22 protein-coding genes and 1 tRNA gene are annotated in these 23,546 nt (G+C 71.9%); 9 read left to right on the plus strand and 14 right to left on the minus strand.

The genetic code is table 11. The annotated features are described in order from the left end of the window. Positions 1–65 precede the first annotated feature (65 nt). The 4 genes from efeO (at position 66) to ACGF12_RS16735 (ending at position 4,293) form a co-directional block, all read left to right on the plus strand. Positions 66–1,214 (plus strand): iron uptake system protein EfeO, encoded by a 1,149-nt coding sequence (efeO, locus tag ACGF12_RS16720; RefSeq protein ID WP_393029776.1) that lies wholly within the window; start codon positions 66–68, stop codon positions 1,212–1,214. Between the two features lie 95 nt (positions 1,215–1,309). Further along, on the plus strand, positions 1,310–2,614 hold the full coding sequence (gene efeB / locus ACGF12_RS16725) for an iron uptake transporter deferrochelatase/peroxidase subunit (protein WP_393029779.1): 1,305 nt from the start codon (positions 1,310–1,312) through the stop codon (positions 2,612–2,614). A gap of 34 nt (positions 2,615–2,648) precedes the next feature. After that, the gene (gene efeU / locus ACGF12_RS16730) at positions 2,649–3,482 is read left to right on the plus strand and encodes an iron uptake transporter permease EfeU (protein ID WP_393029782.1); all 834 of its coding nucleotides are present in this window, start codon (positions 2,649–2,651) and stop codon (positions 3,480–3,482) included. A gap of 148 nt (positions 3,483–3,630) precedes the next feature. Then, positions 3,631–4,293 carry a DUF4232 domain-containing protein gene (locus tag ACGF12_RS16735; protein WP_393029785.1) on the plus strand — a complete coding sequence of 221 codons (663 nt, stop codon included), beginning with the start codon at positions 3,631–3,633 and terminating at the stop codon, positions 4,291–4,293. 54 nt (positions 4,294–4,347) lie between these two features. On the opposite strand, the gene ACGF12_RS16740 is transcribed toward ACGF12_RS16735, so the two are convergent. The 3 genes from ACGF12_RS16740 to ACGF12_RS16750 all read right to left on the minus strand — a co-directional run bounded on the left by ACGF12_RS16740 (position 4,348) and on the right by ACGF12_RS16750 (position 10,078). Next, positions 4,348–6,912 (minus strand): ABC transporter permease, encoded by a 2,565-nt coding sequence (locus ACGF12_RS16740; protein WP_393029788.1) that lies wholly within the window; start codon positions 6,910–6,912, stop codon positions 4,348–4,350. Between the two features lie 59 nt (positions 6,913–6,971). Next, positions 6,972–7,742, minus strand: coding sequence for an ABC transporter ATP-binding protein (locus tag ACGF12_RS16745; protein WP_393029791.1), 771 nt, complete (start codon positions 7,740–7,742; stop codon positions 6,972–6,974). A gap of 179 nt (positions 7,743–7,921) precedes the next feature. Next, positions 7,922–10,078 (minus strand): restriction endonuclease, encoded by a 2,157-nt coding sequence (locus ACGF12_RS16750; protein WP_393029794.1) that lies wholly within the window; start codon positions 10,076–10,078, stop codon positions 7,922–7,924. A 319-nt stretch (positions 10,079–10,397) separates the two neighbouring features. Here ACGF12_RS16750 and ACGF12_RS16755 point away from each other — a divergent pair, with 319 nt between their 5' ends. Continuing rightward, on the plus strand, positions 10,398–11,336 hold the full coding sequence (locus ACGF12_RS16755; RefSeq protein WP_393029797.1) for a DUF2797 domain-containing protein: 939 nt from the start codon (positions 10,398–10,400) through the stop codon (positions 11,334–11,336). A gap of 73 nt (positions 11,337–11,409) precedes the next feature. Here the strand turns inward: ACGF12_RS16755 and ACGF12_RS16760 are convergent, their stop codons facing one another. The 6 genes from ACGF12_RS16760 to ACGF12_RS16785 all read right to left on the minus strand — a co-directional run bounded on the left by ACGF12_RS16760 (position 11,410) and on the right by ACGF12_RS16785 (position 16,614). Continuing rightward, positions 11,410–11,772: a hypothetical protein gene (locus ACGF12_RS16760; RefSeq protein ID WP_393029800.1), complete on the minus strand. Its 363-nt coding sequence runs from the start codon at positions 11,770–11,772 to the stop codon at positions 11,410–11,412. Further along, on the minus strand, positions 11,769–12,290 hold the full coding sequence (locus ACGF12_RS16765) for a DUF6232 family protein (RefSeq protein WP_393029803.1): 522 nt from the start codon (positions 12,288–12,290) through the stop codon (positions 11,769–11,771). Before ACGF12_RS16765 ends, ACGF12_RS16760 begins: the two co-directional genes overlap by 4 nt. Before the next feature lie 298 nt (positions 12,291–12,588). Continuing rightward, complete coding sequence (locus ACGF12_RS16770) at positions 12,589–12,897, minus strand: hypothetical protein (RefSeq protein ID WP_393029806.1); 309 nt, start codon at positions 12,895–12,897, stop codon at positions 12,589–12,591. A 338-nt stretch (positions 12,898–13,235) separates the two neighbouring features. Further along, positions 13,236–13,973: a succinate dehydrogenase/fumarate reductase iron-sulfur subunit gene (locus ACGF12_RS16775; RefSeq protein ID WP_393029809.1), complete on the minus strand. Its 738-nt coding sequence runs from the start codon at positions 13,971–13,973 to the stop codon at positions 13,236–13,238. Next, entirely contained in the window at positions 13,970–15,913 is a 1,944-nt protein-coding gene (locus ACGF12_RS16780; RefSeq protein WP_393029812.1) for a fumarate reductase/succinate dehydrogenase flavoprotein subunit, read from the minus strand. The genes ACGF12_RS16775 and ACGF12_RS16780 overlap by 4 nt, the downstream gene beginning before the upstream one ends. Further along, complete coding sequence (locus tag ACGF12_RS16785) at positions 15,910–16,614, minus strand: succinate dehydrogenase cytochrome b subunit (protein WP_393029815.1); 705 nt, start codon at positions 16,612–16,614, stop codon at positions 15,910–15,912. Before ACGF12_RS16785 ends, ACGF12_RS16780 begins: the two co-directional genes overlap by 4 nt. 96 nt (positions 16,615–16,710) lie before the next feature. Here ACGF12_RS16785 and ACGF12_RS16790 point away from each other — a divergent pair, with 96 nt between their 5' ends. Further along, positions 16,711–17,634 carry a LysR family transcriptional regulator gene (locus ACGF12_RS16790; RefSeq protein WP_393029818.1) on the plus strand — a complete coding sequence of 308 codons (924 nt, stop codon included), beginning with the start codon at positions 16,711–16,713 and terminating at the stop codon, positions 17,632–17,634. Between the two features lie 67 nt (positions 17,635–17,701). Here ACGF12_RS16790 and ACGF12_RS16795 read toward each other — a convergent pair whose 3' ends face one another. Continuing rightward, on the minus strand, positions 17,702–18,619 hold the full coding sequence (locus tag ACGF12_RS16795) for an NAD-dependent epimerase/dehydratase family protein (protein WP_393029821.1): 918 nt from the start codon (positions 18,617–18,619) through the stop codon (positions 17,702–17,704). A gap of 151 nt (positions 18,620–18,770) precedes the next feature. Here ACGF12_RS16795 and ACGF12_RS16800 point away from each other — a divergent pair, with 151 nt between their 5' ends. Continuing rightward, the gene (locus ACGF12_RS16800; protein ID WP_393029824.1) at positions 18,771–19,742 is read left to right on the plus strand and encodes a GlxA family transcriptional regulator; all 972 of its coding nucleotides are present in this window, start codon (positions 18,771–18,773) and stop codon (positions 19,740–19,742) included. Positions 19,743–20,039: 297 nt separating this feature from the next. On the opposite strand, the gene ACGF12_RS16805 is transcribed toward ACGF12_RS16800, so the two are convergent. The 3 genes from ACGF12_RS16805 to ACGF12_RS16815 all read right to left on the minus strand — a co-directional run bounded on the left by ACGF12_RS16805 (position 20,040) and on the right by ACGF12_RS16815 (position 21,250). Continuing rightward, positions 20,040–20,116 (minus strand) — tRNA-OTHER (locus ACGF12_RS16805). 67 nt (positions 20,117–20,183) lie between these two features. After that, positions 20,184–20,588, minus strand: coding sequence for a carboxymuconolactone decarboxylase family protein (locus tag ACGF12_RS16810; RefSeq protein ID WP_393029827.1), 405 nt, complete (start codon positions 20,586–20,588; stop codon positions 20,184–20,186). Further along, the gene (locus ACGF12_RS16815; protein ID WP_393029830.1) at positions 20,585–21,250 is read right to left on the minus strand and encodes a class II aldolase/adducin family protein; all 666 of its coding nucleotides are present in this window, start codon (positions 21,248–21,250) and stop codon (positions 20,585–20,587) included. The genes ACGF12_RS16810 and ACGF12_RS16815 overlap by 4 nt, the downstream gene beginning before the upstream one ends. Positions 21,251–21,398: 148 nt before the next feature. On the opposite strand from ACGF12_RS16815, the gene ACGF12_RS16820 reads away from it, so the two are divergent. Beyond that, entirely contained in the window at positions 21,399–21,782 is a 384-nt protein-coding gene (locus ACGF12_RS16820; protein ID WP_393029833.1) for a MerR family transcriptional regulator, read from the plus strand. A gap of 251 nt (positions 21,783–22,033) precedes the next feature. Beyond that, positions 22,034–22,927 carry a methyltransferase domain-containing protein gene (locus ACGF12_RS16825; protein ID WP_393029836.1) on the plus strand — a complete coding sequence of 298 codons (894 nt, stop codon included), beginning with the start codon at positions 22,034–22,036 and terminating at the stop codon, positions 22,925–22,927. 101 nt (positions 22,928–23,028) lie between these two features. Here ACGF12_RS16825 and ACGF12_RS16830 read toward each other — a convergent pair whose 3' ends face one another. Further along, on the minus strand, positions 23,029–23,517 hold the full coding sequence (locus ACGF12_RS16830; RefSeq protein ID WP_393029839.1) for a glutathione peroxidase: 489 nt from the start codon (positions 23,515–23,517) through the stop codon (positions 23,029–23,031). Positions 23,518–23,546: the final 29 nt, after the last annotated feature.

The following is a 23,546-nucleotide window of genomic DNA, read 5'->3' on the forward strand; positions in this document are numbered from 1 at the left end:
GCGCCGGCCTGGTCGGCGCTTTACCCGGCCTTGGCACCCCCATGCCCTTTTCCGTTGGAGCCCCCATGCCCGCCCGTCGCCGTTCCACCGCAGCCGCGCTGCTCACCCTCGCCGTGGCGACCGCCGCCCTGGCCGGCTGCGCGTCGAAGAAGGACGACAAGGCGGGCGGCGCGGACGCGGTCAAGGTGAACGCCACCGACACCGCCTGCGAGGTCTCCAGGACCAGCTTCCCGGCCGGCCACGTGGTCCTGGACATCAGCAACAAGGGCTCCAAGACCACCGAGGTCTACGTCTACGCCGCCGGCGACAAGATCGTCACCGAGCGCGAGAACATCGGCCCCGGCACCAAGGCCACCATCAACGCCGAGATCAAGGCCGGCTCCTACGAGGTCGCCTGCAAGCCCGGCATGGTCGGCGACGGCATCCGGCAGAAGATCACCGTGACCGGCGAGGGCGGCAGCTCCGCCCCGGCCGACCCGCGCCTGGCCGCCGCCGTCGACGCCTACCGCACGTACGCCCAGGAGCAGGCCGACGCCACCGTCCCGGCCGTCCAGGCCTTCGCCGACGCGATCAAGGCCGGCGACCTGGAGAAGGCCAAGTCGCTGTACGCGCCCTCGCGCACCGGCTGGGAGCGCACCGAGCCGGTCGCCGAGAGCTTCGGGGACGTCGACCCCAAGACCGACACCCGCGAGGACAAGCTGGAGCAGGGCCAGCAGTGGACCGGCTGGCACCGGCTGGAGAAGGCCCTGTGGGCCGACGCCAGGATCGGCGACGACGAGAAGAAGCTCGCCGACCAGCTGGTCGACGACCTCAGGGACTGGCAGAAGAAGATCCCCTCCGCCGAGATCACCGCGACCAGCATGGCCAACGGTGCCAAGGAACTGCTGGACGAGGTCGCCACCAACAAGATCACCGGCGAGGAGGACCGCTACAGCCACACCGACCTGGCCGACTTCCACGCCAACGTCGAGGGCGCCCAGAAGGCCTACGAGCTGCTGAAGCCGGTCGCCGCCGAGAAGGACCCGGAGCTGGCCAAGACCCTCGACTCCGAGTTCGCCGCCATCAACACCCTGCTCGCCAAGTACAAGCAGGCCGACGGCACCTTCACCCCCTACGACAAGGTCACCGACGCCGAGCGCAAGACCTTCTCCGACGCGGTCAACTCGCTGGGCGAGCCGCTGTCGAAGCTGGCCGCCGCCGTGGTCGTCAAGTGACCGGTCAGCGGTAGCAGTTCCCCCGCGCCGGGGCCCTGGCCCCGGTGATCCAGCGACAACGCAGTTCAGCAAGAGTGAGAAGGGCCAGCCCGCCGATGGACGCCGAGAACGAGAAGCGGAACGGCACGCCGGCCGCTGCCGCCACCGACAACCGGGGCGCGGTCAGCCGACGCGCCGTCATCGGCTGGGCCGGCGCGGGTGTCGCGCTCGGCGCCGCCGCCGTCGGCTCGGTCGCCGCCGCCGGCCGCCAGGACGACGACCCGGCCCCCGCTCCGGGCGCGGCCACCGGCGCCGAGGTGCCGTTCTACGGCGACCACCAGTCGGGCATCGCCACCCCGGTCCAGGACCGGCTGCACTTCGCGGCCTTCGACGTCTCCGCGACGGCCACCCGGGAATCCCTGGTCAAGCTGCTCAAGGAGTGGACCAAGGCGGCCGCCGCGATGACCGGCGGCCGCGAGGTCGGGACCGGCGCGGCGAGCGGTCTGCCCGAGGCGCCGCCGGACGACACCGGCGAGGCCATGGGCCTGCCCGCCTCCCGGCTCACCCTCACCGTCGGCTTCGGGCCCAGCCTGTTCGAGAAGGACGGCACCGACCGCTTCGGCCTCAAGGCCCAGCGCCCCGAGGCCCTGATCGACCTGCCGAACTTCAAGGGCGACAAGCTCGACCCGCTGCGCAGCGGCGGCGACATCTGCGTCCAGGCCTGCGCCGACGACCCGCAGGTCGCCGTGCACGCGATCCGCAACCTCGCCCGGATCGGCATGGGCACCGTCAGCATCCGCTGGTCCCAGCTGGGCTTCGGCAAGACCTCCTCCACCACCCCGGACGCGCGGACCCCGCGCAACCTGATGGGGTTCAAGGACGGCACCCACAACATCGCGGGCACCGACACCGCAAAGCTCTCCGAGCACGTCTGGGCCGCCCCCGGCGACGGCCCGGAGTGGATGACCGGCGGCTCCTACCTGGTCGCCAGGCGGATCCGGATGCACATCGAGACCTGGGACCGCACCTCGCTCAAGGAGCAGGAGGACACCTTCGGCCGCACCAAGGGCGAGGGCGCCCCCTACGGCAGGGCCAAGGAGCACGACGCCCCCGACCTCAAGGCGATGCCCGCGACCTCGCACGTCGCCCTGGCCCACCCGGACGCCAACAACGGCCTGATGATCCTGCGCCGCGGCTTCTCCTTCACCGACGGCACCGACGGCCTCGGCCGTCTGGACGCCGGGCTGTTCTTCCTCGCCTACCAGCGGGACACCCGCAAGGCCTTCGTGCCGCTGCAGCAGCGGCTCGCGGGCTCGGACAAGCTCAACGAGTACATCCAGCACGTCGGCTCCGCCCACTTCGCCTGCCCGGCGGGCGTGCGCAAGCCGGGGGAGTGGTGGGGCCAGGCCCTGTTCGGCTGATGTCACCCGCCCCTACCACCCTGAGGAGTCAGCCGTGTTCGGCAACTACCTGATCGGCCTGCGCGAAGGCCTCGAAGCCAGCCTGGTCGTCTGCATCCTGATCGCTTACCTGGTCAAGACCGACCGCCGGGACAAGCTGCCGCCGGTGTGGCTCGGCGTCGGCTCGGCCGTGGTGCTCTCGATGGTCTTCGGCGCGGTGCTGCAGTTCGGCTCCTCGCAGCTGACCTTCGAGGCCCAGGAGGCGCTCGGCGGTTCGCTGTCGATCATCTCGGTCGGGCTGGTGACCTGGATGGTGTTCTGGATGCGGCGCACCGCCCGGCACCTGAAGACGGAGCTGCACGGCAAGCTGGACGCGGCGATCGCGATGGGCACGACGGCCCTGGTGGTCACCTCCTTCCTGGCGGTCGGCCGCGAGGGCCTGGAGACCGCGCTGTTCATCTGGTCGGCGGTGCAGGCCACCGACGACGGCTGGAATCCGCTGGCCGGCGCCGCGCTCGGCCTGCTCACCTCGGTGGTGCTCGGCTGGCTGTTCTACCGCGGCGCGCTGAAGATCAACCTGGCGAAGTTCTTCACCTGGACCGGCGCGATGCTGGTCGTGGTCGCGGCCGGCGTGCTCGCCTACGGCGTGCACGACCTGCAGGAGGCCGGCTGGCTGCCCGGCCTGCACAGCCTGGCCTTCGACATCTCCAGCACCATCCCCAAGGACAGCTGGTACGGCACCCTGCTGAAGGGCGTGTTCAACTTCCAGCCGGACCCGACCGTGCTGCAGCTGGTGGTCTGGCTGCTCTACCTGCTGCCGACCCTGGCCGTCTTCTTCAACCTGTTCGGGAGCAAGGTGAAGCCCGTCGCCGCCAAGTCGGCTGCCTGACCGGCTCCGTCTCCCTCCGCACCGCCCCGCCCGGCACCCGCCGCGCGGGGCGGATCCATTTCCGCTGACTCAGGAGGGAACCGATTCACGCGCCGTTGTCGTGCTGAGGATGGACAGCCTCGCTCAACCGCGCACTTATGGGGGGAACATGAACGTCCGCCGACCGTCCCGGTTACTGGCCGCCGGTGTCGCCGCGCTCGCCGCCACCGTCCTGCTCACCGCGTGCAACGACGACGCGGGCACGGACGCGCAGCCGACCGCGCCGGGTAAGGTCACCGTCCCGGGCGTCACGCCCACGAAGGCGGCGCCCACCGGTGCCACGCCCACCCACGCCACGCCGACCGGCCCGGCGGCCACCCAGCCGGCGAGCGCCCGCTGCACGAGCGACGAGCTGAAGGCCGACGTGCAGATCCAGGGCCCCGGCTCCGCCATGCTGATGCTCAGCAACAAGGGGAGCCGCAGTTGCACCCTCTTCGGCTACCCCGGCTACGGCGGTCTGGGGTACGACAACGGCCCGCTCGTGGTGGCGACCAAGCGGGAACCCCACCCCGGGCCGCCGGAGTCGATCACCCTCAAGCCGGGTGTGACCGCCTTCGCCGGCCTCAAGTGGTCCGACTGCGCGAAGTCCGACCCGACCTGCCACATCCTCGCCGGCCTTCAGGTCACCCCGCCGGACGAGACCACGCCGCTGGTCGCCCAGGTGGACGGCGTCAACGCCCAGCCGGTCACCCAACTCCTGGTCTCCGCCGCCGGGCTGACCACCGGCTCGCTGCAACCCGTCAGCCAGAGCGTGGTGTTCGCCGGGCCGTGACGCGAAGCAGCCCCCGGCCGTTCCGGCCGGGGGCTGCTTTTCGCGAGGTGGTTGCTACTCGCTCTTGATCGCGCCCAGGATGTCCAGCTTCGCCGCCCGGTGGGCCGGCCAGAGTGCGGCCAGCAGGCCGATCGCGGCGGCCGCGAGCAGGAAGGCGAGGATCTGCACCGGTGGCACCACAGTGGTGATGTCCTTGAGGCTGTCCGCCAGCGTGCGGACACCCGCCCAGGCGACCAGGATGCCGAGGCCGATCCCGACCAGCCCGCCGAACAGCGCGATCAGCAGGGACTCCAGCCGGACCATCCGGCGGATGCCCAGCCGGTCCAGGCCGATCGCCCGCAGCATGCCGATCTCCCGGCGGCGCTCGAACACCGACATCGCCATGGTGTTGACCACACCGAGCACCGCGATCACCACGGACATGCCGAGCAGTCCGTACATCATGTTCAGGATCCCGGTGACCATCTGGCGGCTCTCCGCCTTGACGTCCTTCTCGCTCTTGACCGCGATCAGCGGGTTGCCGCCGGTCGCGTCGCGCAGCGCCTGCTTCAGCTCCTCGGTCGGGCCGTGCGCGCCCTTCACCAGCACCTTGTCCAGCCCGGTGCCGGGCAGCGCGTGCGGGCCGACCACGTTCTCCGGGGCCACGACGCCGGCTAGCGCGGTGTTGGCCTCCAGGACGCCGCCGACGGTGAGCGAGCCCTTGGTGCCGTCGGGGTAGGTGACGGCGAGGGTGTCGCCGAGCTTGAAGTAGCTGCGCCCGGCGGTGCCCGAGCTGACCAGCAGCTTGCCCTGCTTGAGGGCGTCCGCCGAGCCCTCCTTGACCTTGACGGTGGCCAGCTGGTCGATGGTCGCGGCGTCCACCGCCGTCAGCCACTCGCGGTCGTGGCCGCCGCCGGCGGTCTGGACCGGGACGGTGCGCACCGTGCTCATCGCGCTGACTCCGGGTGCCTTGGCGATCTGGGGGGCGACCTCGGGGGAGAGCATCGAGAAGTTCTGCATGGCGACCGTGTAGTCGGCCTTGAGGTCGCTCGACGTGGAGTCGTCGACGGCCTTGTTCACCGAGGCGCCGACCACGGTCAGCGAGGTGATCAGGGTGACGCCGATGGTCAGCGCCGAGGCGGTGGCGGCGGTGCGGCGCGGGTTGCGGACCGCGTTCTCCTGGGCCAGCTTGCCCGGGGTGCCGTACACGGCGCGCAGCAGCGGGGCGAACAGCGCGATCAGCGGCCGGGACAGCAGCGGGGTCAGCACGAACACGCCGATCAGCAGCGCGCCCGCGCCCAGGCCGACCAGCTTGACCTCCTTGCTGCCCGCACCGGCGGCCAGCGCGCCCGCACCGGACAGCGAGAACAGCAGCCCGATGGTGTTGCGCAGCCGCAGGCTCTTCTGGGTGGCGGGCTGCTCGGCCGAGCTCATCGCGGCCACCGGCGCGATCCGGGAGGCCCGGCGGGCGGGCAGCCAGGCGGCCAGCAGCGTCACCAGCGTGCCGACCGCGATCGCGGCGACGACGGTGGTCGGGGCGATCACCAGCGGGCCGTCCGGCAGGTTGGCGTCCATCGGGCCGTTGAGCAGCGCCTTGAGCCCGATAGCGATCCCGATGCCGGCCAGCAGGCCGGCGACCGACGCGGTCAGGCCGACCAGCACCGCTTCGACCTTCACCGAGCGGGTGATCTGCCGGCGGGTGGCGCCGACGGCACGTAGCAGGGCCAGCTCCCTGGTGCGCTGGGCGACCAGCATGGTGAAGGTGTTGGCGATGATGAAGATGCCGACGAACAGCGCGATGCCCGCGAAGCCCATCAGGAAGGTGCTCAGGGCCTTGGTGCCCTGCTTGATCATCCGGTCCTGCTCGGCGGCCAGCTCGCGGCCGGTCCTGGCCTCGATCGAGTCGCTCTGCGGGACGGCCTGCCGGACGGCGGTGAGCAGCGCGGTGTCGTCGGTGCCCGGCGCGGCCTTGACGTCCAGTTCGGCGTAGCGGCCCGGGCTCAGGTAGAGCTGCTGGGCGGTGGCGGTGTCGAAGGCGGCCAGCGAGCCGCCGGCCACCACGCGCGGGTCGTTGGTGCGCAGGGTGCCGGTGAGCTTGAGCTGCATCACCGGGCCGTTGACTGCCACCCGGACGGTGTCGCCGACCTTGAAGCCGCCCTTGTCGGCGGTCCTGGTGTCCAGCGCGATCTCGGTGGCGTCCTTCGGGCCGCGGCCCTCGACCAGCGGGTAGCGCGGGTCGGTGCCGTCGGCGCCCGGCACGTAGTTGGTGCCGGTGGTGGAGAAGCCGTTGCCGATCAGCGCGCCCTTGCGGTCGGCGATGCCGGCGAAGCCGCTGACCACGCCGCGCGCGTCGGCGGTGCCTGGCAGCGCGGCGACCTTCCTGCGGGTCTCCTCGGTGAGGGTCGGGCCGGTGGTGGTCTTGCCGCCGTGGTCGTAGCCGCGGCCGACGGCCTCGCGGTCGCTGACCGTGACGGCGATGTCGGAGTAGTTCTTGGAGTTCTGGGTCCTGAGCGCGTGGCCCATGGTGTCTGTGAAGACGAGCGTGCCGGCGACGAAGGCGGTGCCGAGCATGACGGCGAGCATCGTCATCAGCAGTCGGCCCTTGTGGGCCAGCACATTGCGCAGAGCGGTGCGGAACATGGGGGTGTGTCAGTCCTGGGGGTGCTCGTGGTTCGGTGGCGTCGGGGTTTCGAGCGAGGTCAGCTGGTTCGGCCCTTGGCGTCGAAGCGGCGCATGCGGTCCAGGACGGTGTCGGCGGTGGGGGCGTGCAGTTCGTCGACGATCCGGCCGTCGGCGAGGAAGACGACGCGGTCGGCGTAGGAGGCGGCGACGGGGTCGTGGGTGACCATGACGACGGTCTGGCCGAGTTCGCGTACGGAGTTGCGCAGGAAGGAGAGGATCTCGGCGCCGGAGCGGGAGTCGAGGTTGCCGGTGGGTTCGTCGGCGAAGATGATGTCGGGCTTCCCGGCGAGGGCGCGGGCGCAGGCGACGCGCTGCTGCTGGCCGCCGGAGAGCTGGGAGGGGCGGTGGCTGAGGCGGCCGGACAGGCCGACGGTGTCGACGACGCGGTCGAGCCAGGACTTGTCGACCTTGCGGCCGGCGATGTCCATCGGGAGGGTGATGTTCTCCAGGGCGGTCAGGGTGGGGAGGAGGTTGAAGGCCTGGAAGATGAAGCCGATGTGGTCGCGGCGCAGCTGGGTGAGCTGCTTGTCCTTGAGGCCGACGAGTTCGGTGTCGCCGATGGTGGTGGAGCCGGAGGAGACGGTGTCGAGGCCGGCCATGCAGTGCATCAGGGTCGACTTGCCGGAGCCGGAGGGGCCCATGATGGCGGTGAACTCGCCCTGGGGGAACGCGACGCTGACGTTGTCGAGGGCGACGACGCGGGTCTCCCCCTCCCCGTAGACCTTGTTCAGGCCGGTGGCGCGGGCGGCCGCCCGACCGGTGAGGACGGCGGTTGCGGGGAACGTCACGTGGACTCCTGGGGATGAATCGGAAATTCCTCCGTTCCATCGTCCCAAGCCGTTCGAATGCGATACGTATGCCCGGGAGGCGACCGACCCCCGCCGCTCCGGTGGTGCGGCGGGGGCCGTCTCCTCCTCAGGTATGACGCCTCTCCCCGAGGGCCGAAGCCCCCGTCGTGGCGTCCGCGCTACTCCACCGCGACGCCGAAAGCGGTGGCCAGCCCGGCCAGACCGTTCGTCACCGGGTGGCCCGAGGGGGCGAACTGCCAGCCACCGTCGGCCCGTTGGAAAGAGCCGAGGAGCATCGCCGAGTCCGGGATGCCGCCGTTGGCGCCCGGCCACTTGGCCGGCCCGGCCGCACCCGGCCCGTACGAGGCGGCGACGGCGAGCCCGTACACGTAGCCGAGCGGCAGCGCCGGGGGCTCCTCCTCCTCGGTGGAGACGGCGACCACCACCTCGTCGACGGCCGCCGGCAGCCGGTGCAGGTCCACGCTCAGCCGGGCCGCGCGGGTCGGCTCGCCCGGCACCGAGCGGGTCGGATGCAGCCGGACGGCGCCGTCCGGGTCCTGCGGGTTGTTGAAGAACACGAAGTGCTCGTCGCTCAGCACCCGGCCCTTGGCGCAGAGGAAGGCGGTCACGTCCAGCTCCACCGCGTCCCCGCCGGCGGTGCGGCTCTGCCAGCTGACCGTGAGGGTGCTCCCGGCGGCGGCCTGCTCCTCGCGGGTCCGCTCCTCCCGGGGCTTCTCCGGGGCCGGGGCGCTCCCGCCGCCGAGGCGGCCGCGCAGCCCCTGCTCGGCCAGCAGCTCGACCAGCTCCGGGCCGCTCAGCAGGGTCAGCGGCTTGCCCTCGATGTAGCTGTACGAACCGCGGCCGAAGCCCGCGGTGGTGACCAGGATGCCCTTGATCGCGCCGTGGTGGCGGACGGTGGACTCCAGGTCGCGCACGGCCGTCGGCGGGACGGTCTTCTTGTAGCGCTTGGCCTGGATCACGATCTTGCCACCGGTCACCGGGTCCAGGTCCTCGGCGATCACGTCCACCCCGACGTCACCGCTGCGGGCCGTGGTCATCACCCGGAAACCGCGCAGCCGGAACAGCTCGGCGATCAGCTCCTCGAACTCGATCGGGTCCATCTCGAACAGGTCCGGCTCGTCCTCGCCGCCGTGCCCGGCCAGACTGCCGCCGACCGTCTCCGGCAGGCGGTCCGGCTTCACCTCGTCCAGCCGCTCCGGGCGGGCGGACAGCTTGCCGCCCAGGCCCTGGAAGCACTCCACCGGCGCCACCCGGTCCAGCGCCAGCCCGGCGAACTCGGCCCGGGTCGCGGTCAGCGTGGACAGGAAGCGTTCCGCCTCCCGGCCGGTCGCCGGGTCGATGCCGAGGACGAAACCGTTCAGCACCACCGAGTCCAGCATCCCGTCCCGGTCCGCCCGGAACAGCTCCACCGCCACCCGCAGCGCCGACTGCGCCAGCACCTCCCGGTACAGCGCCTTGCGCTCGGTCGCCGGGCGGGCCACCTCGGCCTCGCGGTCGTCCGCCTTCACGTAGCGCACCCGGGAGGCGGCCGGCACCACGTCCGGACCGGGCAGCTCCCAGTTCACCACCAGCTGACGACTCGTCGCCTCCCAGGCCGCCGCCAGCCGGTGCGGGAAGCCCTCCGGCCAGGCCGCCGAGGCGTACAGGCCGGCCGTGAAGTACTCCTGCACCGCCTCCGGCTCACCCGCCCGCAGCCGCCGCAGCAACTCCTCGGTCCCGGCCCCGCGCGCCTCCTCCTCACGGCGGAAGCGCTCCGCCCAGGCCAGGTACTCCTGGTGGTACGCGGCCAGCCGGCGCTGCCGGTCCGCCTCCCGCGCCTGCGCGGCGTACCAGTCCTGCTCGAACCGGGCCCGGGCCTGGGCGACGTACTGCTCGTACTGCCGGCGCACCCCGGCATTGCGGGCCTGCGCCGCGTCCGGCGGCGGCACGTGGTACGCGGCGGAGGTCTGGTCGGGCATCGGCACCGGCTCACCCAGCGGGCCCGGATCGAACGGCGGCACCGGACGCGGCGCCAGCAACGCCTGCGGCCCGAACCCCGGCGCGGCCAGCCCGGCCGCCAGCAGCCCGCGCAACTCCTCGACCCGGGCGTCCAGTTCGGCCGTCTGCCGGGCCGCCTCCGCCTCCCGCGACTGCTGGTAGGCGCGCTGCGCCTCCCGCTCGTCACGGGCGGCCGCCCGCTGAGCCTCGCGCTGCGCACGCTCGTGCCGCCGCAACTCCGCCGCTTCGGCGCGCCAACGGGCCTCCTCCCGACGCTGCTGCTGCCGCTGCTCCTCCGCCCAGACCGCCAGCACCCCGCTGTTCCGCCGCCCCGCCACCATCCACCCCTTCGCGCTCCGCACCGACCCGGCCGCCCACGCCACCTCCCGGCAACACCGCCGACCGCGCCCGCCACAATAGAACGTGGACAGCCCACCCGGCCAAGCGCCTACGACCTGCGGGGCTTCGGCCCGGGCGGCGCTCGTGCGAGGGCGTCCACGGGTGGCGGTTGGCGTTGGCGTAGTACCGGATCGAGGTGCCGATGGCGTTGGTGGCCCAGTAGCTGGTGGCGTGGGTGGGCATTGCCGGGGTGAAGTCACCGCTGTCAGTGGCGCCGGGTAGCCTCACCGGATCGAAGACCTCCAGGGAGGGATGCCCGTGACGGTCCCCGCACCGCAGCACCCGGACCGGCCCGCCGGCTGGGTCTCCACCGGCCTGAGCTGGCACGACGGCCGGGCCCTGCTCGGCGCCGTGCGCGGCGCCCGGGTGCACGAGCGCGCCGTCGCACCGGGTGCCGAGGTCGGCTGGCTGCTCGGCGGCCCGCGCCGCTGCGTCGGGGCCTGGCTGGCCGGCGCGACGGAGCGCACGCCCTGCCCGCACCACGCGGCGATCGACCCCGGCGGCAGCGCGACGCAGTGCCCGGCCTGCCAGAGCGTGGACCGCGGCCTGGCCCTGGCCCGGGACCAGATCCTGGACGACGGCCGCACCTACCTGCTCTACCTCGCCTGGTTCGGCGAGGGCCTGCTGAAGGTCGGCCTGACCGCCGAGCAGCGCGGCGACAGCCGACTGCTCGAACAGGGCGCGCTGGCCTACGCGTTCACCGCGCGCGGCAGCCTGCCCGCGATCCGCCGCGCCGAACTCACCGTCGCCGCCTCGGGGATGGCCCGCGAGCGCTTCAAGTCCCGACTGAAGACCGACCACTGGTGGGCGCACGGCGACGCCCCGTACCGCCGTACCGTGCTCACCGAGGCCCGCGCCCGGGCGCACCGACTGCTGGACGGCCACGCCCTGGAGCTGTTCGCCGACCGCCCGGTGGTGGACCACGTCGAGCGCTACGGCCTGGGCGCGGGCGCTCCCGAGGCCTACCGCGAGATCACCGGGCTGGCCGCCGGGGCGGTGGTCGCGGGCACGCTGCGCCCGCCGGTCGGGCGGCACCTGTTCCTCGACCAGCCGGACGGCTCCGGCCCGCTGCTGCTGGACACCCGGCGGCTCACCGGCTGGACGCTCACTCCGGTCACCGGCCGCGGCTCCGAGGGCCTGGGCCTGGAGGAGCGGGTCCGTCCGCCGGAGCCGGACACCCAGGAGGCGTTGTTCTGAGTAGGGCCTGGTGACCTGCCTCCTCGCGGACACCGCCCGACCGGCCCGGTCAGGCCGGTCGGGCGCCGGTCGGTCAGCCGCTGATCAGGGCCAGGAGCTGGTTCGCCAGGCCCAGCGCGGGCGCGGCCGCCTCGCCGATGCTCTGCGTCACGCCGGCCAGCAGGAGGAGGGTGTTGCGCCAGCCGCGCCGCTCCTCGGAGGCAGGGTCGCGCAGTACGGGGAGGGCTTCGGTCAGGCTCTGCCGGTCCTCCTCGTGCACCCGCGAGTCGCGCGCCAATTCGGCCACCACGGCGGCGAGCTGGGCGAACACCGCGGCGATCTCGGGCGGCAGGGCCTCGCTGGCCTGGCCGTTGTTGTGCTGGACGCCGACGTTGTGGTGGCCGCCGTGGATGGTGACGCTGTCACCTATGTGGAACTGCGGGTTGCTGCCGCTCATTTGCTGACTCCCGTGTTGCCGTTGCCGCCGTAGATGTTGACGCTGTCGCCGAACTGGTAGTGCCGCAGGTCGACGATGATGCTGCTGACGAACTGCTGGAACTCGATCTGCGGGTTCTCGATCGCCCGCGCGACGGCGGCCTGCAGTTCGTACGCGGGCCCTGGCGATTCCCAGGCCAGCAGCGCGGTCGGCGGTCCCGCCGTGTCGACGGTCAGCGCGTACAGGCGGTTCTGGCGCAGGACCGGAAGGGTGACGAACGCGAAGTAGAGCACCACGGCGACCAGCGCCAGCACCACGGGCCACCCCGAGTCGGAGCCCGGCTGGCCGCCGCCCAGTGCGCCGGCGGCGGCGCTGTTGGCAGCATTGAGCAGGAACGCGGCCGTGAGGACCGTCCCCGCGAACTTGAAGAGACGTCCGATCGCGCCGAACTTGTCCGGCACGATGATCGTGATGCTCGCCCGGGCGACGGTCGCCAGCGGGTACGCCGCTTCCCCGACCCAGAGGATGCGCTTGGTCACGGCCACCCGGATGGTGCGCCGGGTGGGTGAGAACACCGGTGGCGGCATCGGTGCGGCCGCTGGTGGAGGCGGCGGCGGTGGCGGTGGGATGAACGGAGTGGGGCCGGTGTGTCCGGCCCAGGTCGAGCCAGCCGGTTCGGTCGGCTGCATGGCGCCCCCCAAGGCTCGCAAACGAGGTACGACAATAAACCAGCATGTTTGAGCCATGCACAAGTTTGGTGCCGTGAACGAACTTTGACGGATCGTCAGAAGATCGCGCAATGCCTCGTTCGGCCGCCGGGCCGGGCCACCCCCCGGTTCAGCCCAGCCTGCTGCGCACCCCGCCCGGCCCCGAGCGCGCCCGGCGCGACAGCGGCGGCCGGGACGGGCGGACGTCGGCGCGCCCGACGGCCGGCTCGACACCCTCGGCGGCCCGCCGGGCGAGCGCGGCCCGGGCGGCGGCCAGCGCGATCCGGGCGAGCAGCGGATCCTCCGGCGCGCCCGCCGTGCGCTTGACGGTCTGACAGGAGGAGCACCAGAGCGGCGACGCCGGCCCGTCCGGGTAGACCATGCCCTCCGGCGGCAGGTAGTGCCCACCGCACTCGACGCATTCGAAGACCAACCTCATCCGACGATCACCGTCCCGGATCCGTGGCACCGACCGCAGGGCGACCAGAAGGTGTGGATCATGGGCACCATGCTTCCTTCCTCATCCAGTTCGACCGTTGCCTCGGTCTTCTGGGTCCCCCCGGACCCGCCGCAGCCGGAGCAGGACTGAACCTGGGGCATATGCCGTCCTTCCGTGGCGGAGGTCCACCGTAGCGCGATTTCCCGCGTCGCAGCACCGCTGTCGGCGATCCACCACCCGTACGGGGAGCGTGAACTGCCCCCGTACGCGCCGCCGTAGACGATGTCGGCCCCCCGCACGAGCACCTGTGCGAGGGGCCGACCGATCATGGGGAGGTGTCAACTACGGGCGGCCCGCAGGAACTCCCGGTTCATCGCGGCGATGCTGGGCAGCGGGATGCCCTTGGGGCAGGCGGTGGCGCACTCGCCGGTGTTGGTGCAGCCGCCGAAGCCCTCGGCGTCCATCGCCGAGACCATGTTCCTTACCCGGGTGGCGCGTTCGGGCGCGCCCTGCGGCAGCACGTTGAGGTGCACCACCTTGGCGGAGGTGAACAGCATCGCCGAGCCGTTCGGGCAGGCGGCCACGCAGGCGCCGCAGCCGATGCACTCGGCGTGCTCGAAGGCGGTGTCGGCGGCCTCCTTGGGGACGGGCGTGGCGTGCGCCTCGGGGGCGCTGCCGGTGGGCGCGGTGATGTAGCCGCCGGAGCCGATGATCCGGTCGAAGGCCGAGCGGTCCACCACCAGGTCCTTGACCACCGGGAAGGCCGCCGCCCGCCAGGGCTCGACGTCGATGGTGTCGCCGTCCTTGAAGTGCCGCATGTGCAGCTGGCAGGTGGTGGTCCGCTCGGGGCCGTGCGCCTGGCCGTTGATGACCATGCCGCAGGCGCCGCAGATGCCCTCGCGGCAGTCGTGGTCGAAGGCGACCGGCAGGTCGCCGCGGGTGATCAGCTCCTCGTTGAGGGTGTCGAGCATCTCCAGGAAGGACATGTCCGGGCTGATCCCGCTGACCTGGTAGGTGGTCATCGACCCGGGTGCGTCCGGGCCCGCCTGGCGCCAGATGCGCAGGGTGAGGTTCATGCGTAGCTCCGCTGGGTGGGGTGGACGTGCTCGAAGTCGAGGGCCTCGCGGTGGAGGACGGGTGCCTCGCCGGTGCCGGTGAACTCCCAGGCGGCGGCGTAGGTGAACTCCTCGTCGCGCCGGGCGGCCTCGCCCTCGGGGGTCTGGCTCTCGGTGCGGAAGTGGCCGCCGCAGGACTCGGCCCGGTGCAGCGCGTCCAGGCACATCAGCTCGGCCAGCTCGAAGTAGTCGACCAGCCGGTTGGCCTTCTCCAGCGACTGGTTGAGCTCCTGCCCGGTGCCGGGCACCTTGATCCGGCGCCAGAACTCCTCGCGCAGCTGCGGGATCCGCTCCAGCGCCCGCTTCAGCCCGGCCTCGTCGCGGGCCATCCCGCACTCGTTCCATAGCAGTTCGCCGAGTTCGCGGTGGAAGGAGTCCGGGGTGCGGTCGCCGTTGACGGAGAGGATCAGGTTGAGCCGGTCCTCGACCTCCGCCTCGACCTCGGTGAGCACCGGGTGGTCGGCGGGTACGGCGGCCAGCGGGTTGCGGGCCAGGTAGTCGTTGAGGGTGGGCGGCAGCACGAAGTAGCCGTCGGCGAGGCCCTGCATCAGCGCACTGGCGCCGAGCCGGTTGGCGCCGTGGTCGGAGAAGTTGGCCTCGCCGACCGCGAACAGGCCCGGGATGCTGGTCTGCAGGTCGTAGTCGACCCAGAGCCCGCCCATCGTGTAGTGGATCGCCGGGTAGATCCGCATCGGCACCCGGTACGGGTCCTCGGCGGTGATCCGCTCGTACATCTCGAAGAGGTTGCCGTACTTGGCCTCCACCGCGTCCCGGCCCATCCGGCGGATGGCGTCCGCGAAGTCCAGGTACACGCCCTGCCCGCCGGGGCCGACGCCGCGGCCCTCGTCGCAGACGTTCTTGGCGGCCCGGGAGGCGATGTCGCGCGGCACCAGATTGCCGAAGGCGGGGTAGATCCGCTCCAGGTAGTAGTCCCGCTCCTCCTCCGGGATCTGCCCGGGCGGGCGGTTGTCGCCCTTGGCCTTGGGCACCCAGATCCGGCCGTCGTTGCGCAGCGACTCGCTCATCAGGGTGAGCTTGGACTGGTGGTCGCCGGAGCGCGGGATGCAGGTCGGGTGGATCTGGGTGAAGCACGGGTTGGCGAAGTAGGCGCCGCGCCGGTGGGCGCGCCAGATCGCGGTGGCGTTGGAGTTCTTGGCGTTGGTGGAGAGGTAGAAGACGTTGCCGTAGCCGCCGGTGGCGAGCACCACGGCGTCCGCGGTGTAGCTGCGGATCTCGCCGGTGACGAGGTCGCGGGCGACGATGCCGCGGGCCCGGCCGTCGACCACCAGCAGGTCGAGCATCTCGGTGCGCGGGTGGAGCTCCACGTTCCCGGCGGCGATCTGCCGGGACAGCGCCTGGTAAGCGCCGAGCAGCAGCTGCTGACCCGTCTGGCCGCGGGCGTAGAAGGTCCGGGAGACCTGCACGCCGCCGAAGGAGCGGGTGTCCAGCAGGCCGCCGTACTCGCGGGCGAAGGGCACGCCCTGGGCCACGCACTGGTCGATGATCTCCACCGACACCTGGGCGAGCCGGTGCACGTTGGACTCGCGGGCGCGGAAGTCGCCGCCCTTGACGGTGTCGTAGAACAGCCGGCGGATCGAGTCGCCGTCGTTGCGGTAGTTCTTGGCCGCGTTGATGCCGCCCTGGGCGGCGATCGAGTGGGCGCGCCGCGGGGAGTCCTGGAAGCAGAACTGGACGACGTGGTAGCCCTGTTCGGCGAGGGTGGCGCCGGCCGCGCCGCCGGCCAGGCCGGTGCCGACCACGATCACGGTGTGCTTGCGCCGGTTGGCCGGGTTGACCAGCTTGGCGTCGAACCGCCGCTGGTCCCAGCGCTGGTCGATCGGTCCGGCGGGGGCCTTGGTGTCGGCGACCGGCTCGCCGAGGGTGTACTCCAGGTAGCTCATTTCACCACTCCGAACATCACGGCCACGGGGACGGACAGGAAGCCGGCCGTCAGCACCAGCGCCAGGCCGTTGGCGGCCAGCTTCAGCGCCTTGTCGCGGCGGGCGTTGTTGGCGCCGAGGGTCTGCGCGGCGCTCCAGAACCCGTGCCGGATGTGGAAGCCCAGGGCCAGCATCGCGACGATGTAGATCACGTCGCTGTACCAGCGGCCGAAGGTGCCCACCACGTTCTGGTACACGTGCCCGTGCTCGGCGACCGGGTTCACCGTGAGCGTGGTGAGGTCGAGGATGTGCCAGACGATGAACAGCCCCAGGATCACCCCGCCCCAGCGCATGGTCCGGGTCGCGTAGCTGGCGCGCCGGCGCTGGTGCACGTACTTGTTCGGGCGGGCGGCCAGGTCGCGGCGGCTGAGCTGGTACGCGGACACGCCGTGCAGCACGACGGCGGCCAGCAGGCCGGCCCGGGCGATCCACAGGAACCACTCGTAGCGCAGGAAGGGCTCGCCGAGCGTGCGCAGCCAGTGCGCGTAGCCGTTGATCTCGTCCGGGCCGAAGAACACCTTGAGGTTCCCCAGCATGTGCGCGACCAGGTACAGCAGCATGACCAGTCCGCTGACGGCCATGACCGCCTTCTTGCCGACGGTCGACCGCCACAGGGTCAGCAGGGTGGACGGATGCCTGGCCGTCCGAGTCGCGGTTGTCATGTCGGCCACCGTAGGGAGCGGTGGGACGGTGTGTCCAAGACATGATGTGGCTCGCGACGATAGGCAGTGTCTATCGAGACGCCGTACGCTGGGTGGATGCAGCTCCAGCAGCTCCGTTACTTCCTGGCCGTGGCAGATACCTGCCATTTCACCCGGGCGGCCGAGGCCGTGCGCGTGGCCCAACCATCCCTTTCGCAGCAGATCCGGGCACTGGAACGGGAGTTGGGTGCCGAGCTGTTCCACCGGACCCGGGGCAACATCGCCCTCACCGACGCGGGCGACGCCCTGCTGCCGCTGGCCCGGCGCATCGTCGCGGACGCCGAGAGCGCCCGCCTCGCCGTCCAGGAGACGGTGCAGCTGCGCCGCGGCCGGGTCCGGCTGGGGGCGCCCCCGAGCCTGTGCACCAGCCTGGTGCCGGACGTGCTGCGCGTGTTCCGGGACCGCTACCCGGGCGTGGCGCTGGGGGTGCGCGAGGGCGGATCGCGCGACCTGGTGCGCTGGCTGGCGGCGGGGGAGCTGGACCTCGCGCTGATCATCACCCCGCCGAGCGGGGAGGCGGCCCCCGCCCTCGCGGTCACCGAACTGCTGCACGAGGAACTGGTGTTGGTCGCCGCCGCGGGGCGCTCCCGGAGCGCCGTGCGGGTGGCCGAGCTCAAGGGACGGCCGCTGGTGATGTTCCGGGAGGGCTACGACCTGCGCGAGGCGACCCTGGCGGCCTGCCGGGCGGCCGGGTTCGAGCCGGAGTTCGCGGTGGAGGGCGGCGAGATGGACGCGGTGCTGGGCTTCGTCCGGGCCGGGCTCGGACCGGCCGTGGTGCCCGGCATGGTGGCGGCCCGCTCGGGCCTGACCGTCACCCCGTTCGCCGGGCCGGGCCTGGGCCGCACCATCGCGGTCGCGCACGGCCACGAGGTGCCGCTCACCCGCGCCGCCGAGGCGCTGCACACCACCCTGCTGGCCCACCTGCACGACGCCGCCCGCAGCGGCGAACTCCCGCCGGGCACACGGCTGCTGCTGCCGTGATCCCCCTCCCGAGCCTGCGCGGGGCGCGGGAGGAGGGTGCGGGTTCGGCCAGGCCGCTTCGCTTCCCCTACCTCGCCAGACCTCGCGCTGTGGCAAGCAACACCTCGTCCAGGGCGGTCGCGGTGACGCCGAGCGCGCGCTCCGTGTCGGTCGAGTCGAGGACGTGCGGGTTCTCGGTGGCGTACAGCATCTCGACGAGTTCGCCGAAGAGGGGGTTCCGCTCCGCGAGGGTGAGGAGCGCATCACGGTCGAGACGCTCCAGGCGCGGATCGGGGGAGGTTGTCAGCTTCGCGAAGCGTTCCGTCAGTTCACGCACGAGGATGTTCGTCGCCGGCACGTGCCAAGCCCGTCCCCAGGAGCGGGTGTCCTGGGCGGCAGCCACCAGTGTCGAGGCCACGTCCCCGACGTGCGACCAGGACTGCGGTACATCGAGACGTCCGGGATAGCACGCCACCTCGCCCGCCAGAACCTGTGGGGCGATCGACAGCGTGAAGGTACTCAGCACCCCCTCGCCCAGGAACGCTGCCGCGCGCACCTCGGTGACCTCCACGCGCCCCGCCTCGTAGGCGGCCAGAGCGTCCAGCCACATCCGGGCGCGCACCCGGCCCTTGGCCGAGACGGGCGCCATCGGCAGGTCCTCGGTGATGGGCCCGTCCACGTGCCCGTACCCGTAGAGATTCCCGAGCATCACGTAGCGTGCGCCCGTACGCTCCGCAGCGGTCAGCAGCGCGGCCGCGAGAGGCGGCGCATCGGTGATCCAACGGTCGTACGGAGGCATCGCGCAGTTGATCAACACCTCGGCCCCCGCGACGAGCCCGACCAGGCGGTCGACATCACGGGCGTCGGCGGCGACCCGCTCGACCAACGGGTGTTCCAAGCCGGTGCCTCGACGCGTGATCTGACGAACCGGCACACCGCGCTCCACGAGCAGCGCGGCGACGGCGCGGCCGGTGGCGCCGGCTCCCATGACGACATAGCGGGACATGAAAACCCCCGGAAGGCTTGGTGAGTGACAAGGGAATGCCCAGGCCGCGGTGAAGAGTTGCAGCTCAAGCGGCCGTGCCCGTCCAGCCTCCGCCATCGGTGGCGGCGCGGCCACCAGGGAAGAGGACAACGAACCGGAGGTTCTGGCCACCATGCACCGAGTCGCCGTCCTGGTCGTCCCCCCGGCCGCGGCCTTCGACCTGTCCATCCCGGAACTGGTCTTCGGGGCGGTGCAGGTGGACGATGCACCGGGCTACGAGGTACGTGTCGGCACGTCGGAGCCCGGCCTGGTGGAAACCCTGGGCAGCCTCCAGGTCTCGATCCCCCACGGGCTGGACATCGTGGACACGGCCGACACGGTGATCGTCACCGGCACGGGGGCGCGCGGCGACGCCGATCCGCGCGTGCTCGACGCCGTGCGCCGCGCAGCGGCGACCGGCAGCCGGATCGCGTCGATCTGCACCGGCGCCTTCGTGCTGGCGCAGGCCGGCCTGCTGGACGGTCGCCGAGCCACGACCTTCTGGCCGTTCTCCGGGGAACTCGCCGCCCGCTTTCCCGAGGTGGACGTTGTCGGCGACGTCCTCTTCGTCGAGGACGGGCACGTGTTCACCGCTGCGGGCCTGGCTGCGGGCATGGACCTCTGCCTGCATCTGATCCGCTCGGACTACGGCGCTGCAGTGGCCAACGCCGCAGCCCGGCTGACGCTGCTGGCCCCGACCCGCATCGGAGACCAGACCCAGACGGTGACCTCGCCGGTTCCCTCGACCCGCACGTTCTCCTTGGCCGAAACGAGGGCCTGGGCGATGGACCGCCTCGATGAGCCCCTCACGCTTGCCGAGCTGGCCGAACACGCCCACACCAGTGTGCGGACCCTGACTCGCCGGTTCCAGGCCGAAACCGGCCTCACCGCGCTGCAGTGGCTGTTGCAGCAGCGCGTCGACCGGGCCTGCGAGCTTCTGGAAACCACGGCTCTTCCCGTCGACCAGGTCGCCGAACGCAGCGGCCTGGGCAGCCCGGACTCGCTGCGCCAGCACCTGCTGCGCCGGGTCCAGCTCACCCCCACCGCGTACCGCGCCCGGTGGCGGGGCACGACGGCGGCCCGGCGAGCGGCATCCAGGGGCTGAGCTTCGCGCGTGACGTCGGGTCTCTTCCGGAGCGTTGTTGCCCGGGCGGTTTCCGGGTCCGCCGTCACGCTCCACTCTCGAGGTCACGCAGTGTCGCCTGGGCCTTCGGGGTCAGGACGAGCGGCCCCCTCCCGTTCGTCCCGACAGTGGCGATGTTCGGGACCTCCTTCAGGCTGTAGCTGCCTGACTCAGGACAGTCCCGCAGTCCGAGAATCGGTCGGGGTTCAACCGCAACCAGGAGACGACGAAGACCCGGACCGCTGAGCGGTCCGGGCCGTCGTTATGGCTGGTCAGCCATGGCGGCGGACACGAGATTCGAACTCGCGAGGGGTTGCCCCCAGCGCGCTTTCCAATTCTCCCGAACCTTGTCCGCCGGCGTCCGTGCTCGTTCCGGCGGGGTCGGCGGATCGATGCCCGTAAGCGCCACCCGTGTTTCGGTGGTCAGCCGACCTGGCCGTCGTCGTCCTGCAGGAGTTCGACGATGATCTCGATGCCGAGCGCGTAGGCCGGCGTGCCCGAGGTGATGAGCGCGGTCTCGGCGACTCCGATGAGGTCGGCGATGCCGGCGCCCGCGTGGAGTGCTCCCCGGGCGTGGATCCGGGCCGGTTCTGCCCGGCCGAGAGCCAGCAACTGCCCGAAGTGGACAAGCTGTTGCACTCGGCCGCCGAGTGGGCTGTCGGCCAGCACGATGTGGCGCAGGGCCGTGAACGCCTCCTCCGTGGGGAGCCGGTCGAAGGCCTGGGCCACCCGCAGACGGTCCTCCACTGCGCGAGGGACGGCTCCGAGCGTCGTGCGGTAGCGAGCCCGCAGGACTTCGGAACGCTCGGTGAAGGTGTGGTCGGTCACGACGAGACCCGTGCGATCGAGGCCCGGACGGCCTCCAGGGCGCCATCGGGGAAGTCCACGGCCCCGCCGATGGCCGCAGCGGCGATCTCGGCCTCGGCGCTTTCCTCGATCGCCACGACGAGGTGGGCGGCGGCCGACGCGTCCGGGCCGAACACCAGCAGCCCGTGGTTGGCCAGGAGGACCGCGGACGTCGTCGGGCGTCGTTCCAGGACGTCGGCGACGCCCCGGACCGACACGTCCGACCCACGCGGGCCCCAGGGCACCACCGGTACCTCCTCGGGCTGTCCGAAGCGGAGCATCGGTTCGGTGCGGCACGGCAGCGGCCGGTGGGCCACCGCGAAGGCCGTCGCGGCGGGTGAGTGGGTGTGGATGATCGCGCCCACGTGCGGGCGGGCGCGGTAGACGACGCTGTGCATGGTGATGATCTCGGCGCTGACGGAGCGCAGTTCTCCTTCGAGGACCTGCCCGTCGAGACCGACGGTCGCCAGGTGGTGGGGCTCCAGGTCGCGGACGAACCCCGGGGTCAACAGGAAGCGGTCGGCGTCGAGCCGGACGCTCAGGTTGGCGTGCCCGGAGTGTGACATCACCCCGGCTGCGAAGAGCTGCCGGGCAGCCTCGACGAGCTGGTGGGCCCGGTTCTTCACTTCTGGTGCGTCTGTCATCTCTTCATCTCCCAATTCCCTGTCAGCGGCGGCCGGTTCGCCGCTGCTGCACGTGCCAGCCACTCTGCGACTTGAACTAAGGTTCAAGTCAAGCGTCAGGCTGGCGCGAAGAGACGACGAACGACGAGAGAAAGAGGATTGGCGGAGCATGCGCATGACGATCGGCCAGCTTTCCGAGATCACCAACGTTCCCGCGTCGGCCATCCGGTTCTGGGAACGCCACGGTCTGCTGCCCGCGCCCGAACGTCAGAGTGGGCAGCGACGCTATCCGCCGCAGGCCGCAGAGCGGATCGTGCTGCTACGCAAGTTCCAGCAAGCCGGGCTGAGTCTGGCCGAGGTCAGGGAGTTCCAGCAGGACCAGCCGCGCAGGCAGGCGGTGATCCGCGCCAAGGTCGCCGAGATCGAGCAGCGCATGGTCGACCTCGACCACGCCCACCAGCTCCTGACCCATGCCCTCCAGTGCGGCAAGACGGACATCGTCAGCTGCCCGACCTTCCGGGAGCAGATGGCGACGTGGAGCCGGTCCAGCTGACGGAAAACGGCGGCCAGGAGACGACGAGGGCCCGGACCGCTGAGCGGTCCGGGCCCTCGATCTGCAACGACCGCTGGAAACCGTCTTCCCTGTGTGGGCCTTCCAGAGCTTCGGTGCAGTCGGATGGTGTCGCGTTCATGACGGTCTGTCGGGTGGGAAGCCTGTAGGACGTGCGGGGTTCGCCGGCTGTGTGAGACATCCCTCTCCCGTCGTCGTGGCGCTGGTGACCCGGGAAGGTTGACCATGTAGTCATGACTTCCACGCCCCGCCCGCCGCACGTCGGTGGCCGACCGGATCCGACAGACGGGACCACCGCGCTCGGCGGAGAGTCCGCTCCCGCCCGCGGGTACCTGCTGGACAACGCGCGCGCCGAGGCGGGCGAGCGATTCGTTTGGCTGGCCGAGCTGTTCGACGGTGTGACGCGCGGGCACGTCGATCGACTGGGGGTCGGGGCCGGCTCGCGCTGCTGGGAAGTGGGGGCCGGTGGCCCCGGTATCCCGGAGGCGCTCGCGGCGGCCGTCGGTCCGACCGGGTACGTGCTGGCCACGGACATCGACCCGTCGTGGCTGAAGGCGGGTGACGGGTACGAGGTGCGCCAGCACGACGTCGCCGCTGATCCGCCCCCGGAGCCGGGGACGTTCGATCTGGTGCACGCCCGGCTCGTGCTGGTCCATGTACCCGACCGGGCCCGCGCGTTGGCCACGATGGCGGCAGCGCTGCGGCCCGGCGGCTGGCTGCTGGTCGAGGACGCCGACACCGCTCTGCAGCCACTGGCGTGCCTGGACGACAGCGGCCCCGCGCAGCGGCGGGCCAACCGGCTGCGCGACGCGGTCCGGGAGCTGCTGAAGCGACGCGGCGCGGACCTGCGCTACGGCCGGACCCTGCCGCGGGCACTGCGTGAGGCCGGCTTGGTCGATGTCGCCGCGGCGGGCACTTTCCCGGTCGGCGGGCCGGCCTGCGACCGGCTGGAGGCGGCGACCATCCGGCACGTGCGCGGCGAGCTGCTCGCGGCCGGCCTGACCGACGACGCCGAGATCGACGCGCACCTGGCCGCCATCCACGCGGGCGAACTCGACCTGACACTCGCGCCGCTGATCTCGGCCTGGGGACGCCGTCCGGCCGAGCACCCTCCGGCGCTCGGTTAGGTGCGGAGCCCCGCCCCGAGGAGATCCCGGGCTGGGTTTCCGAGCGTGCGCGAGCGCGAAGGCCCGGAGCTGAGAGCCCCGGGCCTTCGTCGCGCGTGTGCTCAGGCCGGCAGCACGGCCTCGATCGCGGCGATCAGCTCGTCCGACTCCGGCTCGACGCGCGGACGCAGACGCGCGACGACGGTGCCGTCCGGCGAGATCAGGAACTTCTCGAAGTTCCAGCCGACGTCCCCGGCCTGGCCCTCGGCGTCGGCCACCTCGGTCAGCCGCTGGTACAGCGGGTGCCGGTCGGCACCGTTGACGTCGATCTTCTCGAACAGCGGGAAGGTCACGCCGTAGGTGGTGGAGCAGAAGCTCTGGATCTCCTCGGCGCTGCCCGGCTCCTGCCCGGCGAACTGGTTGCACGGGAAGCCCAGCACGGTGAACCCGCGCCCGGCGTAGCGCTTCTGGAGGTTCTCCAGGCCGGTGTACTGCGGGGTCAGGCCGCATTTGGAGGCGACGTTGACGATCAGCAGCGCCTTGCCCTTGTAGTCGGCCAGGGATGCGGCCTCGCCGGCGAGGGTGCGCAGCGGGATGTCGTACAGGCTCACGGTGGTGGTCCTTTCGGCAGGTTGGCAGG

Origin of the sequence: Kitasatospora sp. NPDC048296 (assembly GCF_043201815.1) — a bacterium.
Taxonomy (GTDB): Bacteria; Actinomycetota; Actinomycetes; order Streptomycetales; family Streptomycetaceae; genus Kitasatospora.